Annotated in this window: 7 protein-coding genes; 1 reads left to right on the top strand and 6 read right to left on the bottom strand. The window is 74.6% G+C overall.

Annotation, left to right across the window (positions count from 1 at the left end; translation table 11 throughout):
* Positions 1-18: 18 nt before the first annotated feature.
* The 6 genes from ACZ7IF_RS32925 to ACZ7IF_RS32900 are packed head-to-tail and all read right to left on the bottom strand — an operon-like array spanning position 19 to position 20,657.
* A complete protein-coding gene (locus ACZ7IF_RS32925) occupies positions 19-1,209 on the bottom strand; it encodes a 4-hydroxybenzoate 3-monooxygenase (protein WP_470979108.1) in 1,191 nt (396 codons plus the stop codon).
* The gene (locus ACZ7IF_RS32920) at positions 1,206-3,569 is read right to left on the bottom strand and encodes a glycoside hydrolase family 3 protein (protein ID WP_470979106.1); all 2,364 of its coding nucleotides are present in this window, start codon (positions 3,567-3,569) and stop codon (positions 1,206-1,208) included. Before ACZ7IF_RS32920 ends, ACZ7IF_RS32925 begins: the two co-directional genes overlap by 4 nt.
* Complete coding sequence (gene pabB / locus ACZ7IF_RS32915) at positions 3,566-5,716, bottom strand: aminodeoxychorismate synthase component I (protein WP_470979103.1); 2,151 nt, start codon at positions 5,714-5,716, stop codon at positions 3,566-3,568. Before pabB ends, ACZ7IF_RS32920 begins: the two co-directional genes overlap by 4 nt.
* A gap of 5 nt (positions 5,717-5,721) precedes the next feature.
* The gene (locus ACZ7IF_RS32910; protein WP_470979100.1) at positions 5,722-7,299 is read right to left on the bottom strand and encodes an FAD-dependent monooxygenase; all 1,578 of its coding nucleotides are present in this window, start codon (positions 7,297-7,299) and stop codon (positions 5,722-5,724) included.
* Positions 7,296-8,525, bottom strand: coding sequence for a macrolide family glycosyltransferase (locus ACZ7IF_RS32905; protein ID WP_470979097.1), 1,230 nt, complete (start codon positions 8,523-8,525; stop codon positions 7,296-7,298). Before ACZ7IF_RS32905 ends, ACZ7IF_RS32910 begins: the two co-directional genes overlap by 4 nt.
* A 42-nt stretch (positions 8,526-8,567) precedes the next feature.
* Positions 8,568-20,657, bottom strand: a complete 12,090-nt coding sequence (locus ACZ7IF_RS32900) for an SDR family NAD(P)-dependent oxidoreductase (protein ID WP_470979094.1) — start codon at positions 20,655-20,657, stop codon at positions 8,568-8,570.
* A gap of 273 nt (positions 20,658-20,930) precedes the next feature.
* Here ACZ7IF_RS32900 and ACZ7IF_RS32895 point away from each other — a divergent pair, with 273 nt between their 5' ends.
* Positions 20,931-22,139, top strand: coding sequence for a cytochrome P450 family protein (locus tag ACZ7IF_RS32895; RefSeq protein WP_470979091.1), 1,209 nt, complete (start codon positions 20,931-20,933; stop codon positions 22,137-22,139).
* Positions 22,140-22,334: the final 195 nt, after the last annotated feature.

Here is a 22,334-nt window from a genome sequence, read left to right as displayed (position 1 = left end):
GACCGGGCGGGGCGGCCGTCAGCGTCGCGACTGCCCCACGTACTGCTCGGCGAAGTCGGTCGCCGCGGCAGTGGAGCCGGTCAGGTGGTCGAAGCGCGCCCGGCGCAGGCCCCGGTCGAAGGGTGTGCCGCCCGGGCCGGTGTGCAGCAGGTCGGTCATCCACCGTGAGAACTCCTGGCCGAGCCAGGCCCGGCGCAGGGCGGTGGCCGAGTACGCGTCGAGGGCGCCCCGCCGCCCGGTGCCGTACCAGACGGCGAGGGCTCCGGCGAGGAGTTCGGCGTCGGCGACGGCCAGGTTCAGTCCCTTCGCGGCGCTGGGCGGGACGATGTGTGCCGCGTCGCCGAGGAGGAAGAGCCGCCCGTGCTGCATGGGTTCGCAGAGGAAGCTGCGCAGCGGGACGAGGGTGCGTTCCAGTACGGGGCCGGTGGGCAGGGCTCCGCTGCCGCCGGTGAGGCGCTGGTCGAGTTCGGCCCAGATCTCCTCGTCGGAGCGGGTGCCGGCGCTCTCGCCGGGCGGGACCTGGAGGTAGAGGCGGCTGACGGTGGTCGACCGCATGCTCTGGAGGGCGAAGCCGCGCTCGCCCGTGGCGTAGACGAGTTCGGGGGACATCGGCGGGGCGGCCGCGAGGATGCCCAGCCAGGCGTAGGGGTAGGTGTGGGTGCTGGTGGTGAGGGAGGCGGCGGGCACGGCGGTGCGGCTGACGCCGTGGAAGCCGTCGCAGCCCGCGACGAAGTCGCAGGTGATCTCGGCGGGGCGGCCGTCGAGGGTGCAGGTGACGGTCGCGCCGTCGCCGGCGAGCCGGTCGACCCGGACGTCGTCGACGCCGAAGTGCAGCGCTCCGCCGGCGGCGGTGCGGGCGGCGATGAGGTCCTTGACGACCTCCTGCTGTCCGTACATCCACACGGACCGGCCGGTGAGCTTGGTGAAGGGCAGGCGGTAGGTGTCCCCTTCGAGGCGCAGCTCGAAGCCTTCGTGGACCAGGCCCTCCCGGTCGAGGCGTCCGGCGACGCCGGCCCGGCGCAGGGCTTCGACGGTGCCCTCTTCCAGGAGGCCGGCCCGGACGCGGCGTTCCACGTGGTCGCGGCCGCGGCGTTCGAGGACGACGCAGTCGATGCCGTTCAGTTCGAGGAGCCGTGCCAGCAGCAGGCCGGCGGGGCCGGCGCCGATGACGCAGACCGGGGTGTGGATCCGCAGGGGGGCCGGGGTCACGGGCTCACCGTTCCGGCCGGGTCGACGTGGACGGTGGCGGTGAGGGGGAGGTCCGCGGAGGAGCGGCCCACGGAGACGGTGCGCGGGCCGGCGGCGACGGTCCAGGCGCCGGTGCCGGTGTTCCAGTACTCGAAGCGGCGGGCGTCGAGGACGATCTCCACGACGGTGGACGCTCCGGGCTCCAGGTGGGCGCAGGCGTAGCCGGCGAGGGCCTTGGGGGCCTGGGGGGCGGTGACGTCGGGGCTGCTGCCGAGGTAGACCTGGACGGTTTCGCGGCCGGCCCGCTCGCCGGTGTTGCGCAGGGTGCAGGAGACCTTCAGTTCGCGGCCCCGGGCGGTGAGGCGGAGGTCCTCGTAGCCGAAGGTGGTGTAGCTGAGGCCGTGGCCGAAGGGGAACAGGGGGGCGACGCCGTGCTCGTCGTGCCAGCGGTAGCCGACGAAGATGCCTTCCTGGTACTCGACGCGGCCGTCGACGCCGGGGTAGCGCAGGGGGTCTCCGGCGACCGAGGTGTGGTCGGCGTCCACGGGGAAGCTCTGGGTGAGCTTGCCGCTGGGGTTGGCGTCGCCGAACAGGAGGGCGTCGGTGGCCTCGGCGCCCATCTCACCGGGGTACCAGACGTCCAGGACGCCGGCGACGTCGTCCAGCCAGGGCATCGTCGGGGAGGAGCCGGTGTTGAGGACGACCACGGTGTTGGGGTTGGCCTTGGCGACGGCGGAGATCAGGGTGTCCTGGAGGCCGGGCAGGGCGAGCGCGGGGCGGTCGATGAGCTCGGCGAGCTCGTCGTAGGCGAAGACGATCGCGGCCCGTGCGCCGCGTGCGGCCTCGACGGCCTCGTCGATGTCGGCCTGGGCCTGCTGCGGGGTGACCCAGCCGAGGGTGAGGTGGACGGGGTTGTTGGGCATGGGCAGGGCGGAGAGGACCAGCTTGTAGGTGCCGGGGAGGAGGTCGACGGTGAGGCCGGCGGTGTCGCCGAACGAGCTGCCGGCGAAGACGCGGGGGTGGCCTTCGAGGTCGATGGCCGCGTAGCCGCCGAGCGCGGTGACGGCGATGCGGTAGCGGCCCTCCGTCTCGATGGTCAGTTCGCCTTCGTAGAAGTAGTCGGGCTCGGTGGAGGGGCCGGCCGGGACCTCGCCCTCGCGGAAGGCGGGGACGAGTGCCGACTCGGGGATGGGGCGCCCGGCCGGGTCCTCGCCGATGCGGAACTCGACGGCGTCGTCGCCGAGGCGGTCGCGCAGGACCTCCAGCGGGGTGGCGGCGTGCTCCGGGACGACGAGGGCGCTGCCGACGCCGGCGGTCTTGGGGACGGTGGCGGACCGGCCGATGACGGCGAGGCCGTGCGAGGCGCGGCCCGGCTCGGTGAGCTTGTCGGCGGACAGCGGCAGGACGCCCCGGGGGTTGTGCAGGAGCACCGAGCCGGCGGTGGCCACTTCCAGGGCCAGGGCCCGGCCGCGCTCGGGGTCGCGTGCGGTCCCGGGGCGGGGGGTGTCGGTGCCGAGGAGGCCGAAGCGGGCCATCTGGCCGACGATGCGGGCGACGGCGCGGTCCAGGACGGCTTCGTCGATGCGGCCCTCGGCGATGGCCTCGCGCAGCGGCTCGCCGAGGTGGGCGCCGTCGGGCATCTCCTGGTCGAGGCCGCGTTCGATGGCGACGGTGTCGTGGACGGCGTCCCAGTCGGACATCACCCAGCCCTCGAAGCCCCATTCCTCGCGCAGGACGGTGTTCAGCAGGGTCTCGTTCTGGCAGCTGGGGTGGCCGTTGACGCCGTTGGTGGCGCCCATGAGCGCGCCGGCGCCGGCCTGGACGGCGGCCTCGAAGGCGGGGAACTCGATCTCGCGGAGGGTGCGTTCGTCGACGCGGGTGTCGACGGCCATCCGGTTCTCTTCCTGGTTGTTCGCCGCGAAGTGCTTCGGCATGGCGATGACGCCCTGGGACTGGATGCCGTTGATCACCGCGGTGCCGATGGCGGTGACCAGCAGCGGGTCCTCGCCGTACAGCTCGAAGTTGCGTCCGCCGAAGGGCTGGCGCAGCACGTTGATCATCGGGCCGATCAGGACGTCCTGGCGCTTGGCGCGGGCCTCGTGGCCGAGGTACTCGCCGTAGCGGGCGGCCAGTTCGTCGTCGAAGGTGCAGGACAGCGCGATGGGGGCGGGCAGCGCGGTGGTGGTCTTGCGCTTCATGCGCACGCCGGCCGGGCCGTCGGTCATCCGCAGTTCCGGGATGCCGAGGCGGGGGACGCCGGGGATGTAGCCGGACTGGCCGAGGCGCTCGGGGTCGTCGGAGCCGTGGACGAACGAGAGCTTCTCGTCGAGGGTCATGGCCTGGACGAGCGCGGTCACGTCGACGGGGGTCTGCGGGGTCATCGCTGGTCACTTCCGGTTCGTTCGGGGGCGGGCTGGGTGGTGTCCGGGCGGGCCGGCAGCAGCGCGCGGGCGGGGGCGTTGGCCTTGAGGAGCATTTCGTCGTACTCGTCGTGGGGGTCGGAGCCGAGCACGATGGCGCCGCCGGCACCGATCCGCCAGCGCCCGTCGGCGAGGACCATGGTCCGGATGACGATGTTGAGGTCGGTGGTTCCGTTGCAGGAGAGGTAGCCGATGGCGCCGGAGTAGATGCCGCGGGCCCGGCCCTCCAGGGACTCGATGATCTCCAGGGTGCGTTGCTTGGGCGCGCCGGTCATCGAGCCGCCGGGGAAGCAGGCGCGGACGCAGTCGAGTGCGTCGTTGCCGTCCTTGAGGGTGCCGCGGATGGTGGAGACGAGCTGGTGGACGGTGGCGTAGCTCTCGGCGGCCATCAGGACGGGGACGTGGACCGAGCCGACCTCGCAGACGCGTCCGAGGTCGTTGCGCATCAGGTCGACGATCATCAGGTTCTCGGCGCGGGTCTTGGCGCTGGCGACCAGCTCGCGGCGGGCGCGGTCGTCCTCGGCGGGGGTGGCGCCGCGCGGGGCCGTGCCCTTGATCGGCTTGGCCTCGGCGACCCGGTCGGCGGTGATCTTGAGGAAGCGTTCCGGGGAGGAGCAGGCCACCTCGGTGCCGTCGAGCCGCAGGTAGGCGGCGTACGGTGCGGGGTTGGCCCGGCGCAGCCGGCGGTAGGCGGTGAAGCCGTCGTCGGTCGCGGGGATCTCGGCGACGTTGGTCAGGCAGATCTCGTAGCTCTCGCCGGCGGTCAGGTACTCCTGGCTGCGCAGGACGTCCTGGACGTAGGCGTCGCGGTCACGGGCGAGCCGGGGCTCCACGGACGTCCCGGGGCAGTCGGCGGGCCCGGCGGCCGTGGCCGGGGCGGGCTCCTGCCGGCCGAGGACGGCGGCGGTGTCGGCGAGCCAGCGGGTGGCGCCGTCGGCTGTGGCCGGGTCGGTGCTGAGGGCGAGGAGGTAGGTGCGGCCCTCCTGGTGGTCGACGGCGAGGAACCGGTCCGCGAAGATCCAGACGGCGTCCGGGGTCGGGGCCGAGTACCGGTTCGGGGATCCGCAGTCGCCCTTCAGTTCGTAGCCGAAGTAGCCGACGTAGCCTCCGGTGAAGTCGAAGGGCAGCGGCGGGGCGTCGATCACCCGGCGGGCGAGTTCCCGCTGGAGGTAGTCGAAGACGGACTCCCGGTGCCTGGCCGGTGTGGCGGAGCCGACCTCGACGACGCCCTCGTCGACCCGGTAGCGGACGGTCTCGGCGAGCGGGCCGCGGGCGTCGCCCAGGAAGGAGAACCGGGACAGGCCGGGCTCCACGCGGGCGCTGTCGAGCCAGAAGGCGTGCCGGGATCCGGCGAAGAGCGAGGCGAACGCGCTCTCGGTGTCCACCGCGGCGTCCAGCTCGGCGACGTGCAGCGAGTAGTGCGTACGGTCCCCGGCGGCGGGCCGGACCCGCGGCACCGGCGCGGCCCCGGTGCGGGCGGCCTCGGCGGGTGCGGGGGCGGCGGGGCGGCCGCCCGTGCGCTCGGCGCGGTCGGCCAGCGTCAGGTCCCGGAAGTTGGCCAGCATCCGGCGGCCGTACTCGGTCTCGATGGACTCCGGGTGGAACTGCACGCCCCAGCGCGGCATCAGCCGGTGGCGCAGCGCCATGACGACGCCGTCCTCGGACCAGGCGGTGGCCTGGAGATCGGAGGGCAGCGGCTGCGCCACGCACAGGGAGTGGTAGCGCACGGCGCCGAACTCCTCGGGGATCCCCGCGAAGAGCTCGTCCCCGTCGTGCCGCACCCGGGCGACCTCGCCGTGCACCGGCACGGGGGCGGGCACGACCTCGCCGCCCGCCCACACGGCGAGCCCCTGGTGCCCGAGGCAGACGCCGAGCACCGGGACGCTCGCCTTGACCAGGACGTCCCGGGAGACGCCGAAGTCGCGGGAGCGGGCCGGGTGGCCGGGCCCGGGCGAGATCACGATGTTGTCGAAGCCGTCGAGGTCCAGGTCGGCGACGGCGGCCGCGTCGTTGGCGATGACGACGGGCTCCTGCCCGTTCACTTCGGCCAGCAGCTGGAAGAGGTTGTAGGTGTACGAGTCGTGGTTGTCGATGAGGAGGGTCCGCATGGGGCTCACCTGCTTCGCGAGGGGGTCAGCGGCCGGGACACCAGCCGGTCCAGGTGGCCCAGGGACTCGGCCGGCCGGTGTGCGGCGGCGAGGTGGGCCAGGTGGCCGTCGGGACGGACCAGGGCGATCAGCGGCTGCCTGCCGAACAGCGGGCCGATCGCGGTGCGTCCGGACGGCGACAGCCGTGCGAGGTCGTGGACGGGGAGGCGGTCCGCGAGGACGCGGCGGGCGCCGTCCGCCACGGTCTGCCAGTCGGCGGCCGGCCGGCGGCCGGGCCAGAGCAGTGCGATGTGGTCCCGCTGGTCGAGGACGGGGGCCCCGGCGTGCTGCCGGGTCCGGTGGAAGAACGGCAGCCGGTCTCCGGGCCGGGCCCTGCGGTGCAGCGTCGAGCGCCACAGCGGTTCGTCCGTGGCCGCGTAGCTGAGGCCGACCTGGCTCATCAGGGGCGCAGCCACGTGCCGCAGGAGGCCGGTGCGGTGCGCGGCGGCCACCTTCAGGTCCCGCAGGCGGCGCTCACGTGCGGTGGGGGCGCCGGACAGTTCCATCTCGGTGCGGATGACCGTACGGACCTGCTCGACGGCCTTGCGGCGTTCGGTGTCGTACGTGTCGACGATCCGCTCGTCCCAGACGCCGTGGACGACTCCGGCGAGCTTCCAGCCGAGGTTGAAGGCGTCCTGGAGGCCGAGGTTGAGGCCCTGTCCACCGAGGGGGACCACCGAGTGGGCGGCGTCGCCGACCAGTACGACCCGGCCTTCGCGGAACCGTTCGGCGACACCCGGACGCGGGTGGTAGGTGCGGGTCCACAGGGGTTCGCCGAGCCGGTACGGCAGGCTGGTGCGCTCGTCGACCATCCGCTGCCAGTCCGCCAGGGGGCGGTCCGACCAGTCGGTTTCGCCGGGAGCCACGATGGTGGCGAGCCGGCAGACGCCGTCGGGCAGGTGGACCAGCGGCAGCAGCCCGCTGTCGGCGTAGTGGTACTCGACGGTGGAGACGCGCGGCCCGGTGACGGGGAAGTCCCCGAGCGCGATGCCGAGCGGGAAGGGTACGCCGGGGTAGGGGATGCCGAGGAGCCGGCGGGTGACGCTGCCCGCGCCGTCCGCGCCGATCAGCCAGTCGGCCCCGGCCTCTTCGGTCCGGCCGTCGCCGTGCCGCAGCGTGGCGGTGGGGAGCGGGCCGGAGGTGTCGATCGCGGTCAGCTCGGTCCCGTACTCGATGGTGCCGCCGAGTTCGGCGAAGCGGCGGCGCAGCAGCACCTCCAGCTCGCTCTGGACGATGCCCAGGCCGTAGGGGCGGGCGGCGCCCAGCTTCGTCATCGGTACGGTGCCCAGCCGGCGTCCGCGGGAGAAGAAGCTGACGTCGTCGGCCCGGAACCCGCGGGAGACGAGCTCGTCGGCGATGCCGGTCTTCTCCAGGAGCTCCAGCACGCGGGGCCAGATCATCACGGCGCGGGAGTGCGGGTCGAACTCCTCCTGCGGGGGCTTGGCGTCGACGATCCGCACCGGCACCGACTGCTGGAGGAGGTCGCAGGCCAGCAGGGTGCCGACGGCGCCCGCTCCGACGATGAGGACGCTCTGCCCGGTCATATCGCGGCCGCCTTCGTCTGCGCGGCGGATCCCGTGCCCGCCAGGTGTGCTTCGATCGCTCCGGCAGCGGCGGCGGCGCCGCCCGCGTCGTGGCTCAGCTGCCGGAAGCGGGCCGCCGCGGCGGCGGTGCGGGTGTCGGCGGTCACGGTTTCCACGGCCGCCCGCAGGCGTCCGGCGGTGGCGTCGGCCGGGTCGAGGCGCAGGCCCAGGCCCAGCTCGACGACGCGGTCGGCGATGATCTCCTGCTCGACCATCTGCGGGACGACGACCATCGGCGTGCCGAACGACAGGGCTTCCATCGTGCTGCCCATGCCGCCGTGCGTGACGAACGCGGCGGCCTGGCCGAGGACGGACAGCTGGGGGACGCTGCGGTGCACCTCGCAGTGCGCCGGCAGGGGCCCGAGGTCCGCCGGGTCGGCCTGCTGCCCGATGGACAGCACCAGGTGCAGGCCGCTGTCGGCGAACGCCTCCACACAGGTGCGGTAGAAGGAAGTGGCCCGGTTGAAGACCGTGCCGAGCGAGACGAACACCATCGGGCGGTCCGGGTCCTCGCGACGCCAGGTGCCCTCGGCCTCGCGGCCGCCCAGGCTGGGCCCGACGAAGCGGTAGTGCTCCCCGAAGGTGTGCGCCTCGGGCTGGAACTCCCTGGGCAGGAAGGCCAGGTTGAGTTCCTCCTCGAAGTCCATGAACTCCTCGGCCCGGACCCCGTCCAGGCCGGCCTCACCGAGGAACTCGGCCAGGCGTGCGTCGAATTCCGCGCCGTTGGCCTCGTGGGAGGCGGAGCGGCCGGTGCGGGCCAGCATGGCGTCCATCAGCGCGTAGGAGCGGCTGGAGGCGAGGGAGGGGAAGAACTGCACGGCGCGCGCCCCCCACCTGCGGGCCAGGGCGCGCCCGGCGAACGGCACCGTGTTGTCGTACACGACGAGGTCGGGACGGTCGGTGCCGACGAAGGACTCCGCCAACGCGATCCGCTCCGCGCTGCCGTGCAGGAAGAAGAGGGGCAGGGCGCTCAGGTCGTTCTCGGCGAAGGCGCGCGGCGACTGTCCGGGCGAGGTGGCGACGTCGTAGCGGCACACCTGCGCGCCGAGCCGGGTGAGCTGCTCCTCGAAGGCCCGGGTGGTGAAGTAGGTGACCCGGTGACCGCGCGAGACCAGCTCGGCGACGATGCCCAGGGTGGGCGATACGTGCCCGTGGGCGGCCACGCTGAAAAATGCGATGTGTGCCATCTGTTCCTCAGGGTGTGCGGTGGGGGACGAAGGGGGGACGGCTCAGATGCCGATCTCTCCGTTCAAGATGTCGAACAGCTCCTCGTCGGTGACGTCGTCCACATCGGTCGCGGCCGGCGGCCGCACCGGCCCGCCGACCTCGGCGAGCAGGGCTCGCAGCCGGTCCTCCAGGTAGCGGGCGGTGGCCGGGTCGGGTGCGGCGGTGCGCAGGCCGGCCGCGAGGTCGTCGAACCGGCGGACCACGGCCGGGTCCGGCTGGTCCGGGGCGGGGGCGGGGGCCAGCTCCCGGTCCAGGAACTCGGCCAGCGCCAGCGGGCTGGGGTGGTCGAAGACCAGCGTCGGGGAGAGCCGCAGGCCGGTCTCCGCGCCGAGCCGGTTGCGCAGTTCGATGGCGGCCAGCGAATCCAGTCCCAGTTCCCGGAAGGAGCGTTCCGCCGGTACGCGGGCGGACGTGCCGTGGCCGAGGACCGAGCCGGTCTGGGTGCGCACCAGGTCGACGAGGAGCCTGCGGCGGGTGTCCGCGTCGGCTCCGGCGAGCCGGCGGGCGAACGCTCCGCGCTCGGCGGCGGCCGGCCGGCCCGTCGGCCGGGCGGCCCCGGCCCGGGCCGGGGCGGCCACCGGGCGGGCGGCGACCAGGTTCGGCACGCCGGGCAGCGCCAGCGCCGCGTCGAGCAGGGCGAGCGCCTCCTCGTTGGCCAGCGGTACGGTGCCCTGGCGCGCCATCCGGGCGACGGCCTCCGGGCCGATCCGGCCGGCCATGCCGCGTTCCTCGGCCCAGGGGCCCCACTGGAGGGACTGCGCGGGCAGTCCGAGGGAGCGGCGGTGGTGGGCGAAGGCGTCCAGGAAGCCGTTGGCGGCGGCGTAGTTGGCCTGGCCGGGGCTGCCCATGACGGCGGCCGCGGACGAGAACAGGACGAACGCGTCGAGCGCGGAGTCCTTGGTCAGTTCGTGCAGTGCGACGGCGCCGGCCGCCTTGACCCGGATGACCCGTTCGAACTGGTCCTCCGTCAGCGTGCCGAGCAGTCCGTCGTCGACCACGCCCGCCGCGTGGACGACCGCCTTCAGGGGGCGGTCCGGGGAGAGGCCGGACAGCACGGCCGCCAGGGCCTCGCGGTCGGCCACGTCGCACGCGGCGAGCGTCACCCGGGCGCCGAGTCCGCGCAGGGCCGAGGCGAGTTCCTCGTTGCGCGGGTCACCGGCGCCGCTGCGGCTGAGCAGCAGCAGGTCGCCGGCGCCGTGCCGGCGTACGAGGTGCTCGGCGACCACCGCGCCGAGGCCGCCGGTGCCGCCGGTGATCAGGACGGTCCCGGCGAACGCGGGCGCCGGTGCGCCGGGCGCGCTCCCGGGCCCGCGGACCTGGCGGGGGGCGAGCAGTCGCCCGTCGCGGACGGCGGCCTCCCGCTCGTCGGCGCCGAGGACGCCCGGCAGCGCGTCCCAGGACTGCGGCTGCCCGTCGAGTTCGACGACCAGGAACTTCCCGGGGTGCTCCGCCTGCGCGGTGCGCAGCAGCGCGCGGACCGCTCCCTGCGTGGTGCCGGCCGGGTCGCCCGCCGGGACCAGCAGGACGAGCCGGGCCGTCTCCGCGAGCGGGGACGCGGTCCACTGCCGCAGCAGGCGGGCGGTCCGCCAGGACGCCTCGCGGGCGTGGCGGGCCAGGTCGTCCGGGTCGGCCGGCTCGGACAGTTCCAGCAGGTGCAGGACCGTCGCGGGGACCTCGGCCGCCCGCTCCAGCGCGTCCAGATCCGGGTACGCGGTGACGGACGCGCCGAGGGGTGCCGGCAGGGCCGGGACGGCGGCCCCGCCGTCTCCGAGGAGCGCCCAGGGGCCGGTGGGGGCCGGGCCGGGGTCCAGCGGCTGCCACTGGGTCTCCAGCAGGGCGGCGGTGTCGCCCGCGAGGTCCTCCGGGCGCATCCGGCGCAGGGTCAGCGAGGCGACCGAGGCCACCGGTTCGCCGAGCCCGTCGGTGATCTCCAGCGACAGGGTGTCGGCGTCGGTCCGGGTCAGGTGCACCCGTACCGTGGCGGCGCCGGCCCGGTGGAGGGTCAGTCCCTGCCAGGTGAACGGCAGCCGTCCGGCGTCGTCGGACCCGCCGGGCGACTCGATGAAGCCGGTGTGCAGGGCGGCGTCGAAGAGCGCGGGGTGGAAGGCGAACCGAGCGGCGTCGTCGGCGTCCCCCACGGGCAGGGCGACCTCGGCGAAGATCTCGTCGCCCCGGCGCCAGGCGGCCTTCAGGCCCTGGAACGCCGGGCCGTAGTCGAAGCCCATGTCCGCCGCGCGGACGTACGTGTCGCCCGCCTCGACCGGTTCGGCGTCGGCCGGCGGCCACACGAGCGGCCCGGCCGACGGGCCGGAGGGCGGCGCGGAACCGCTGAGGAGCCCGCTCGCGTGCCGGGTCCAGGCCCCGTCGGGGGCGTCGGCCGGCCGCGCGTGGACGTCCACGGTCCAAGCCCCGGGCTCCCCGTCGGGACCGGCGGGGGCCAGGAGCGTCTGGACCTCGACCACGGCGGCGTCGGGCAGGCGCAGCGGGGAGAGGACGGTCAGCTCGTCGAGGGTGTCGCAGCCGGCCTCGCGGCCGGCGCGCAGGGCCATCTCCACGAAGGCGGTCCCGGGCACGATGACCGTGCCGTTGACCACGTGGTCGGCCAGCCAGGGGTGCGTACGGGCCGACAGGCGGCCGGAGAGGACCACCTCGTCGGACGCGGCGCGGGCGAGCACGGTCGTGAGCAGCGGGTGCGCGTCGGCCTCGTACGCTCCGGCAGGGCGCGGGCGCGGCCAGTGGCGCGTCCGCTGGAAGGCGTAGCCGGGTACGCCGGGTGCCCGGGTTCCGGGGCCGAAGTACGCCGGCCAGTCCAGGTCGGTGCCGCGGGCGAACAGTGCGCCCAGGGCCGCGGCGAGGGTGTGCTCCGCGTCCTTGCCGCGGCGCATCAGGGGAACGAAGCCGGACGCTTCGGCGGCGGCCTCGGTGACGCACTGCTGGGCCATCGCGGTCAGGACGGCGTCGGGGCCGAGTTCGAGGTACGTGCGCACCCCGGCGGCCTCCAGGTGACGGACGGCGTCGTGGAAGCGGACGGCCTCGCGGACGTGGCGCACCCAGTAGGCGGGCGAGGCCAGTTCCTCCGCGGTGGCCAGGGTGCCGGTCAGGGTGGAGACGACCGGGATCGCGGGCGCGGAGTAGGTAAGGGATTCCGCGACCTCGCGGAACGCCTCCAGCATGGGCTCCATCAGCGGCGAGTGGAACGCGTGCGAGACCGTCAGCCGCTTGGTCTTGTGACCCTGTGCGGCAAGCCGTTCGGCCACCTCCAGGACGGCCTGCTCGGCACCCGAAATCACCACGGACCGCGGGCCGTTGACCGCCGCGATGTCGACATCGGCCGACAGCAGCGGGCGCACCTCGTCCTCGCCGGCCTGGACGGACACCATCGCCCCGCCCTCGGGCAGGGCCCCCATCAGGGCACCACGGGCGCGGACCAGTGCCGACGCGTCGGCGAGCGTGAGGACCCCCGCCACGTGGACGGCCGCGATCTCACCGATCGAGTGACCCGCCACGTAGTCCGGACGCAGGCCCAGGGACTCCGCCAGCCGGTACAGCGCCACCTCGACGGCGAAGAGGGCCGGCTGGGTGAACTCCGTGCGGTGGACCTCCTCCCCGTCGCCGAAGACGATCTCCTTCAGCGGGAAGTCGAAGTGGGCGCACACCTCGTCGAAGGCCGCCGCGAACACCGGCTGGGCGTCGTACAGCTCACGGCCCATGCCCGCACGCTGCGCACCCTGTCCGGTGAAGAGGAACGCGGACCGGCCCGGGGTGGCCGCGTCCGTGGCCGCGTCGGCCAGGGCGGCCAGGGCGGCCAGGGCCTCGGTCCGGTCCTGTGCGACCACGGCGGCACGGTGCTCGAAGGCCTTGCGGCTCACCGCCAGCGACCGGCCCACGGCCGTGGCGTCGGCCTCGGGGTCGGCCGACACCCGGGCCAGCAGCTGGCGGGCCTGCGCGCGGACCGCGTCCGCGTCGCGGCCCGACAGCAGCCAGGGCACGGCTGCGGGAGAGCGGTCCGCCGGGCGGCCGGCGGGGGCCGGGGCGGCCGGTGCTTCCTCCAGGATGACGTGGGCGTTGGTGCCGCTGATGCCGAAGGAGGACACGGCCGCGCGGCGGGGTTCCCGCGCCGGGGTCCAGTCCAGCGGTTCGGTCAGCAGCCGGACCTCGCCCGCCGTCCAGTCGACGTGCGGGGTCGGGGCGTCCACGTGCAGCGTCTTCGGTACGACGCCGTGCCGCATCGCGAGCACCATCTTGATCACGCCGGCCACGCCGGCGGCGGCCTGGGTGTGGCCCAGGTTGGACTTCAGGGAGCCCAGCCACAGCGGGCGGTCCGCCGGCCGGTCCTGCCCGTACGTGGCCAGCAGCGCCTGCGCCTCGATCGGGTCCCCGAGCGGGGTGCCCGTGCCGTGCGCCTCCACCACGTCGACCTGGCCGGCCGTCAGACCGGCGTTGGCCAGGGCCTGGCGGATGACGCGCTGCTGGGAGGGCCCGTTGGGGGCGGACAGGCCGTTGGAGGCACCGTCCTGGTTGACCGCGGAGCCCTTGAGGACCGCGAGGACCTCGTGGCCGTTGCGTCGGGCGTCCGACAGCCGCTCCACGAGGAGCATGCCCGCGCCCTCGGACCAGCCCGTACCGTCGGCGGCCGCCGCGAAGGCCCGGCACCGCCCGTCCGGCGACAGGCCGCGCTGGCGGCTGAAGTCGACGAACGCGTTGGGGGTCGACATGACGGTCACGCCGCCGACCAGCGCCAGCTCGCACTCCCCGCGCCGCAGCGCCTCCGCCGCGAGGTGCAGGGCGACGAGGGAGGACGAGCACGCCGTGTCCACCGTCAGCGCGGGACCCTCGAAGCCGAAGCTGTACGCGATCCGGCCCGAGACGACGCTGCCGGCGCCACCCGTGCCGAGGTAGCCCTCCAGGTCCTCCGCGGACCGCGCCACGAGGGCGGTGTAGTCCTGGCCGTTGGATCCGATGTAGACGCCGGTGCGGCTGCCACGCAGGGAGTCCGGGTCGACGCCCGCCTGCTCGAACAGCTCCCAGGAGGTCTCCAGCAGCAGCCGCTGCTGGGGGTCCATGGCGAGGGCCTCGCGCGGGGAGATCCCGAAGAAGCCGGCGTCGAAGCCGCCCACGTCCTCCAGGAAGCCGCCCGCCGTCGCGTACGTGGTCCCCGGCGCGTCGGGGTCGGCGTCGAACAGGCTCGCCAGGTCCCAGCCGCGGTCCTGCGGGAACGGGCCCACCGCGTCGGTGCCGTCCGCCAGCAGGGTCCACAGCTCGTCGGCCGAGGACACCCCGCCGGGGAAGCGGCAGGCCATCCCGACGACCACCACGGGGTCGGCGGCGTCCGCCACCGGGCCGGCCACGACGGCCCGGGGCGCCGTGCCGACCAGCTCGCCCCGCAGGAACTCCGCCAGTGCCACCGGGCTGGGGTAGTCGAACGCGAGGGAGGCGGGCAGTCGCAGTCCGGTGACAGCGCCGAGCCGGCTGCCCAGCTCCACCGAGGCCAGCGAGTCGAAGCCCAGCTGCCGGAAGGACCGCTCGGGGGCGATGGCGTCCGGTGTCGGGTGCATCAGCAGTTCGGCGGCGTGTCCGCGGATCAGCCCGACGAGGGCCGCGCGCTGTTCGTCCGGGCCCAGGCCGGCCAGCGTGGCGGCGAACCCGGTGGTCGTCCCGGGCACCGCCGCGCCGGTGATCGCCCGCAGTACGGGGCGCCGGGCCGCCGGGCCGTGGGCCTGTGCGTACCGCTCCCAGTCGATGTCGGCGGCCAGTACGGCGCTCTCGCCGTGGCGGATCGCGCCGTCCAGCAGCCGCAGGGCCCGCTGCGGGCTCATCGGTCGGAAGCCGGTGCGGCGCATGCGTTCGCGGACGACGGCGTCGGCCGCCGCCATGCCGTCGCCTTCCCAGGCTCCCCACGCGACGGCGGTGGCCGGCAGGCCTTCGCGGCGGCGCTGCTGTGCGAGGGCGTCCAGGGCGGCGTTCGCCGCGGCGTAGTTCGCCTGTCCGGCCGCTCCGATGACGCCGGCGAGCGAGGAGAAGAGGACGAACGCGTCGAGGCCGAGGTCGCGCGTCAGCCGGTGCAGGGTGAGGGCGGCGTCCGTCTTGCCCGCCAGTACGCCGGTGAGCTGCGCGGGGGTGAGGGCGCTGAGCACGCCGTCGTCGAGGACCCCGGCGGTGTGTACGACGGCCGTCAGCGGATGCCGGGCCGGAACGGCCGCGAGCAGCTCGGCGAGGGCGTCCTCGTCGGAGACGTCGCAGGCCGCCAGGGTGACCTCGGCGCCCAGCGCGGACAGCCCGTCGACGAGCTCCGCGGCGCCGGGGGCGTCCGCGCCGCGCCGGCTGACCAGCAGCAGGTGGTCGGCGCCGGCCTCGGCGAGCCAGCGGGCGACGTGGCCGCCAAGGGCTCCGGTACCGCCGGTGACCAGGATGGTGCCGCGCGGCGACCAGTCCTGGGCGGGCGCCGACCAGCCGGTCCGCACCAGCCTCCGGGCGTAGGCGCCGGAGGGCCGCAGGGCGGTCTCGTCCTCGTCGGCGCCTCCGGAGAGGAGGGCGCAGAGCCGCCGCAGGGCGTCGGCGTCGAGCTGTTCGGGCAGGTCGACCAGACCGCCCCAGCCGGCGGGGGCCTCCAGTGCGGCCACCCGGCCCAGGCCCCAGAGCTGGGCCTGGCGGGGCCGTAGGGGGCCGTCCTCCTGCGCGTCCACACAGACCGCGCCGCGCGTGGCGACCCACAGGGGCGCCGGCAGGCCGGTGTCGCCGAGGGCCTGGAGGAGGGCGAGGGTGGCGGCCGTCGCGTCGGCGCCGTCGGGGTCGAGCAGGGACAGCACGCCCGAGAGGCCGTCCGCCGGGATTTCGAGGGCCAGCCGCCGGGCGAGGACGGTCCGGTCGTGCTCGGCAGCGGTCAGGGGCAGTGGTACGACGTCGGCGCCCCGCTCGGCCAGCGCGGCGAGGACGGCGTCGGCGTGCCCTGCCGGCCGGCCGGCGTCGGTGACGACCAGCCAGGAGCCCAGGGGGGCGGCGGGCGCGGAGGGGTCTTCGAGCCGCTCCCAGGTCACCCGGTAGAGCAGGTCGTCCACGTCGGGGCGGTGACCGGACGCGGCCGCCATGGGTGCGGCGGGCCAGTAGCGCTGGCGCTGGAAGGGGTACGTCGGCAGGTCGACGCGGCGGCCGGACAGGACGCGCGTCCACTCGGGCTCGACGCCGCGGACAAACGCTCCCGCGAGGGCGGACATCAGCGTGACCGTCTCGGCGCGGTCGCGGCGCAGCAGGGGCAGGAGGGCGGCGGGTTCGTCGAGGCAGTCTTGTCCCATGGCGCTGAGGACGGCGTCGGGGCCGAGTTCGAGGTATGTGTCCACCCCGGCGGCCTCCAGGTGGCGCATGGCGTCGTGGAAGCGGACGGCCTCGCGGACGTGGCGCACCCAGTAGGCGGGCGAGGCCAGTTCCTCCGCGGTGGCCAGGGTGCCGGTCAGGGTGGAGACGACCGGGATCGCGGGCGCGGAGTAGGTAAGGGATTCCGCGACCTCGCGGAACGCCTCCAGCATGGGCTCCATCAGCGGCGAGTGGAACGCGTGCGAAACAGTGAGGCGCTTGGTCTTGTGGCCTCGTGCGGCGAGCTGCGCGGCCACCTCCAGGACGGCCGCTTCCGCACCCGAAATCACCACTGTGGAAGGTCCGTTGACGGCCGCGATGTCGACATCGGCCGACAGCAGCGGACGGACCTCGGCCTCGCCGGCCCGGACGGAGACCATCGCCCCGCCCTCCGGCAGCGCACCCATCAGCGCGCCGCGCGCCGCCACCAGACGGGCCGCGTCCGCCAGGGACAGCACCCCCGCCACGTGCGCGGCGGCGATCTCACCGATCGAGTGACCCGCCACGAAGTCCGGGCGGATGCCGTAGGACTCCGCCAGCCGGTACAGCGCCACCTCGACGGCGAAGAGGGCCGGCTGGGTGAACTCCGTACGGTGGACCTCCTCCCCACCCCCGAAGGCGATCTCCTTGAGGGGGAGGTCGAAGTGGGCGCACACCTCGTCGAACGCGGCCGCGAACACCGGCTGGGCCCCGTACAGCTCACGGCCCATGCCCGGACGCTGCGCGCCCTGGCCCGAGAACAGGAACGCGGACTTCCCGCCGGAAACCGCGCCCTCGACGGCGCCGGATGCCGGGCGGCCCTCGGCCAGGGCCTCCAGCCCGGCGAGCAGACCCTCACGGTCTCCCGCCGCCACGGCCGCCCGCCTGGCCAGCGCGGCGCGTGTGGTCGCCAGCGAGAAGGCCACGTCGGCCGGGTCCAGCTCCGGATCGGCGGACACCCGCTCCAGCAGCCGGCCCGCCTGGGCCCGCACGGCCTCCTCGTCCCGCCCCGACAGCACCCACACGGGCAAGGGTGCGGGCGCCGTCCGCGGCTGTTCCTCCGCGGCGACGGGCGGTGCTTCCTCCAGGATGACGTGGGCGTTGGTGCCGCTGATGCCGAAGGAGGACACGGCCGCGCGGCGGGGCTGCCCGGTCCGGGGCCAGGTGACGTTCTCGCCGAGCAGCTCGACACGGCCGGCCGTCCAGTCCACGTGCGGGGTGGGGGCGTCCACGTGCAGGGTGCGGGGCAGGACGCCGTGGCGCATCGCCATCATCATCTTGATGACGCCGGCCATGCCCGCCGCGGCCTGGGTGTGGCCCAGGTTCGACTTGACGGAGCCCAGCAGCAGCGGCCGGTCCTCCTCCCGGTCCTGGCCGTACGTGGCCAGCAGCGCCTGGGCCTCGATGGGGTCGCCGAGGGTGGTGCCCGTGCCGTGGGCCTCGACCGCGTCGACCTGGCCGGCCGTCAGACCGGCGTTGGCCAGGGCCTGGCGGATGACGCGCTGCTGGGAGGGCCCGTTGGGGGCGGACAGGCCGTTGGAGGCACCGTCCTGGTTGACCGCGGAGCCCTTGAGGACCGCGAGGACCTGGTGGCCGTTGCGTCGGGCGTCCGACAGCCGCTCCACGAGGAGCATGCCGACGCCCTCGGACCAGCCGGTGCCGTCGGCGGCGGCCGCGAACGGCTTGCAGCGGCCGTCGGGCGACAGGCCGCGCTGGCGGCTGAAGTCGACGAAGGAAGCCGGAGTGGACATCAGGGCGACGCCGCCGGCCAGGGCCAGTGAGCATTCGCCCCGGCGCAGGGACTCCGCGGCGAGGTGGAGGGCGACGAGGGAGGACGAGCACGCCGTGTCCACGGTCAGCGCGGGACCCTGGAAGCCGTAGAAGTAGGACAGCCGCCCCGACAGGACGCTGCCCGCGCCGCCGGTGCTCAGGTAGCCCTCCAGGCCGCTCTCCCCGGCGAGCCGCGGTGCGTAGTCGTGGTACATCTGCCCGGCGAAGACGCCGGTGCGGCTGCCGCGCAGCGAGTCCGGGTCGATGCCGGCCTGTTCGAACAGCTCCCAGGAGGTCTCCAGCAGCAGCCGCTGCTGGGGGTCCATGGCGAGGGCCTCGCGCGGGGAGATCCCGAAGAAGCCGGCGTCGAAGTCGGCTGCCCCGTCGAGGAAGCCGCCCTCGCGGGTGTACGTGGTCCCGGGTGCGTCGGGGTCCGCGTCGAAGAGGCCGTCCAGGTCCCAGCCGCGGTCCTGCGGGAAGGGGCCCACGGCGTCGGAGCCCGAGGCAACCAGACGCCAGAGTTCTTCGGGCGAGCCCACGCCGCCGGGGAACCGGCATGCCGCGCCCACCACGACCACCGGATCGGCGGCGTCCGCGACCGGGCCCGGCACCGCGGCTTCGGGCGCCGGGCCGAGCAGCTCGCCGTGCAGGAACCGGGCCAGCAGTACGGGGCTCGGGTGGTCGAAGGCCAGCGAGGCCGGCAGCCGCAGCCCGGTCGCCGCGCCCAGCCGGGCCGACAGGCGCACCGAGGCCATGGAGTCGAAGCCGAGCGGCCGGGACTGCTCGCGCGGGTCGGACGTGGTGGTGGCGGGGGCTTCGCCGCGGACTCCGGCGATCGCGTCGGCGACGAGGCGCAGCAGCCGCCGTTCGCGGCCCGCCTCGCTCAGCGTCCGCAGTTCCCCGGTCAGGCGCCGGGTCAGCTCGGGGTCCTCGGTGGCCGTGGCGTCGGCGCGGGCCGCCGGCTCGTGGCCGGACGCGTGGACGCGGACGGCCGGTTCGCCCTCGATCAGTGCGGCGTCGAGGCCTTCCCGGAGCTCGCGTCCGGTGACCTCGGGTGCGGCGCTCAGGGAGAGCGCGGTACGGCCCTGCGCGCGCAGGCGCTGTGCGACGGCGTCGAAGACCGCGCCGGGGGCGTCGTCGGCGAGCAGGACCACGGCGTGGGCGTCGGAGCCCGCGAGGGCCCGGTCGACCGCGTCGGCGTCGGCCGGGTCGCAGGTCGCGCGGGTGACGCCGGCGCAGTGGTGGGCGCCGGTCAGGTGCCCGGCCAGGGTTTCGGCGCGGTCCCCCGCACCGGGTCCGGTGAGCAGCAGTACGGAGGCGGCGGCCAGTGCGCTGGTGTCGTCGGCGGGGAGCGAGGCGGGCAGGGGCGCGGGTCCGGGCAGGGTGCGGCTGACCCGGTCGTGGTGGGTGGTGCCGGCGGCGAGCAGCCGCGAGGGCTCGGGGCCGGTGCCGACGAGCCGGCGGACGATCTTGCCGGAGGCGGTCCGGGGGATGTGCCCGGTGCGGTGGAGCGCGACGGGCACCTTGTAGTAGGCGAGCCGTTCCCGGCAGCGCGTCAGGATGTCCTCGGGCGACAGGCTGCGGCCTTCCCTGGGCACCACGTAGGCGACCGGGACCTCGCCGAGGCTGCTGTGCGGGCGGGCCACCACGGCGGCGTCGGCGATGTCCTCGCCGGCCCGGATCAGGTCCTCGATCTCGGCGGGGTGGATGTTCTCGCCGCCCCGGATGATCAGTTCCTTCAGCCGTCCGGTGATGGTCAGGAAGCCGTCGGCGTCGAGGCGTCCGAGGTCTCCGGTGCGGTACCAGCCTTCGTGGAAGGCCGCTTCGGTCGCCTCGGGCGCGCGGTGGTAGCCGAGCATCAGGCTGGGGCTGTCGACCCGGATCTCGCCCTCGTCGCCGCCGGGGACGTCCAGCCCGGTGGCCGGGTCGACGATGCGCAGGCCGAGGCCCGGGACGGGCCGGCCGCAGGAGCCGGGGACGCGCGGTCCGGTGAGCGGGGTGCAGGTGATGACGCCGGTGGTCTCGGTGCTGCCGTAGCTGTCGATCAGGGGGACCCCGAAGGCTTCGGCGAAGCGTGCGCCGAGTTCCGCGCCGGTGACCGCGCCGGCCACCAGGAACGCCCGCAGTCCGGTCATGGCCGGTTCGCCCTCGCGGGCGGTGTCCAGGAGGTGGTGGCAGAGCGTCGGGACGGCCGCCATCAGGGTGTACGGGGCCGCGCGGAGCTCGGCGAGCACCTCGCCGGGCGTGAAGTCGGCCATGATCCGCGCCGAGGCTCCGGTGGCGGTGACGCCGAGGACGCAGAGGTTGAACGCGAAGCTGTGGTGCAGCGGCAGCGGCCACAGCAGCCGGTCGTCCTCGGTGATGCCGAGGACGGACGGGTATCCGGCCGCGACGGACCACAGGCCGGCGCGCTGGGTGGACAGGACGCCCTTGGGGGCGCCGGTGGTGCCCGAGGTGTAGAGCATCCAGGCGACCTCGTCGAGGCCGAGGTCGTCGGGGGCGGGCGCGGGCGGTTCGGTGGCGCACAGCCGCGCGAAGTCGTGGACGCCGGTGCCGTCGGTGCCGGTGCCGGTGTCGAGGACCTCGCCCGGTGCGGTGACGACGACGAAGTGGACGCCGTGGCCCACCGCGTCCAGGCGGCGGTACTGCGCGAGGCGGTGCGCGTCGGTGATGACGAGGACGGCTTGCGAGTCTTCGAGGAGGTGCGTCAGTTCGGCGTCGCCCGCATGGGGGCTGACCGGTACGGCGACGAGGGCCGCGCGGGTGACGGCGAGGCAGCTCTCGACCGTCTCGACCCGGTTCCCGAGGTGGACGAGGACGCGCCGGCCGCGGCCGGCTCCGAGAGCGGCGAGGTGACCGGCGATCCTGCCCGTCGTCGTCGCCAGCTCCCCGTACGTGACGCTGCGCGTCCCGTCGGAATAGGCGACCCGGGCGGCGCGCTCGCGTGCGTGCTCCCGGAGGAGTTCCGAGATGGGCCTGAAAAGGCCGTCCCGCACACCGTGCTCCCCCATTGCATGTCCCCCGCATCCGATCGAACACATTGATCCAGACCAATGCTCTTACCGTGCGGGAGAAAGGTTTATGAATTTCTTTGGCTCCCCCGCTCGGTGGCCGATACTATGCGAACCGACAAGTGAGATCAACTTCAATAGTGGTGTTACCCAGGGCGACCCCTACCGACCCCTATAAACCCCTTAAGCAACCCCTGAAGCAGCCTATCGGGCAACCCCTATTCAGTAATCCGAGGAGTTTCCATGTCCCTTCCGATAATGGATGACGAGTTTCTGAGCAACCCCTATCCGGCCTTCGCCGGCCTCAGGGCGAAGGGGCCGGTGCACCGGATGCTGCTGCCCAGCGGCCTGCGGGTGTGGGCGGTGGTCAGCCACGAGGAGGCCCGGATCGCGATGACGCACCCCGCGCTGTCCAAGGACATCGACACCTCGGTCGAGCTGGGCTACTTCGACCGCGAGATGAGCGAGGGCGGCACGCCCCGGCTGGAGCACAGCTCGGTGGGCCGGCACATGCTCAACATGGACCCGCCGGGCCACACCCGGCTGCGCAAGCTGGTCAACAAGGCCCTGACGGCGCGCAGCGTGGAGCGGCTGCGGCCCACGATCGAGCGGATCAGCGCGGAGCTGCTCGACTCGGCCGAGAAGGCGGCCGCCGAGTCCGGCGACGGCGTGGTCGACCTGGTCGAGCACTACACGGCGGTCTTCCCGGTCAAGGTGCTCGGCGAGCTGCTGGGCATCACGGCCGAACACCTGCCGGTCCTGGTGGGGCTGACGGGCGCCATCATGTCGAACGACAACGAGAACGCCGGCGCGAACATGGCGAAGTTCGGGCAGCACATCGGGCAGATGATCCAGCACAAGCGCGCCGATCCGGGCGACGACCTCATCAGCGCGCTGGTGACCGCCCGCGACGACCAGGACCAGCTTTCCGACGTCGAACTGGTCTCGACGGTCTTCCTGCTGGTGGTGGCCGGCTACGAGACCACCGTGAACATGATCGGGCACGGCCTGCGGGCCCTGCTCAACCACCCGCGGCAGCTCGCGGCGGTCCGCGCGGACCCGGGCCTCATTCCGGCCGCCAACGAGGAATTCCTGCGCTACGAGGGCCCCGGCAACCGGGCGACCCTGCGCTACGCCACGGAGCCGCTGGAGCTGGGCGGGGTGACCGTCGGGGCCGGCGAGTACGTTTCGGTGCTGCTCGGGTCGGCCAACCGGGACGAGGCGAAGTTCACCTGCCCGCACCAGCTCGACGTCGCCCGGTCCACCAACGGCCACCTGGGATTCGGGCACGGAATCCACTACTGCGTCGGCGCACCGCTCGCCCGGGCGGAAATGGAAATCGCCCTGCGCGATATCCTGGCCCGCTTCCCGGACCTTTCCCTCGCCGTGCCGGATTCGGAATTGCGCTGGCGCAAGAGCTTTATGATGCAGGGCCTGGAAACGCTTCCGGTGCGCCTCCACCCGTAGTGGGGGAATGCAAAAGGAACGGGCCTGGGGGGGGGGGGGGGGGGGGGGGGGGGGGGGGGGGGGGGGGGGGGGGGGGGTGGGGGGGGTGGGGGGGGGGGGGGGGGGGGGTGGTGGGGGGGGAGGGGGGGGGGGGGGGGGGTGGGGGGGGGGGGGGGGGGGGGGGGTGTGGGGGGGGGGGGGGGGGTGGGGGGTGGG

The organism is Streptomyces sp. NPDC037421 (genome assembly GCF_055602105.1).
The sequence above is the reverse complement of the archived record's forward strand: the minus strand, read 5'-3'. Positions and strand labels throughout refer to the sequence as shown.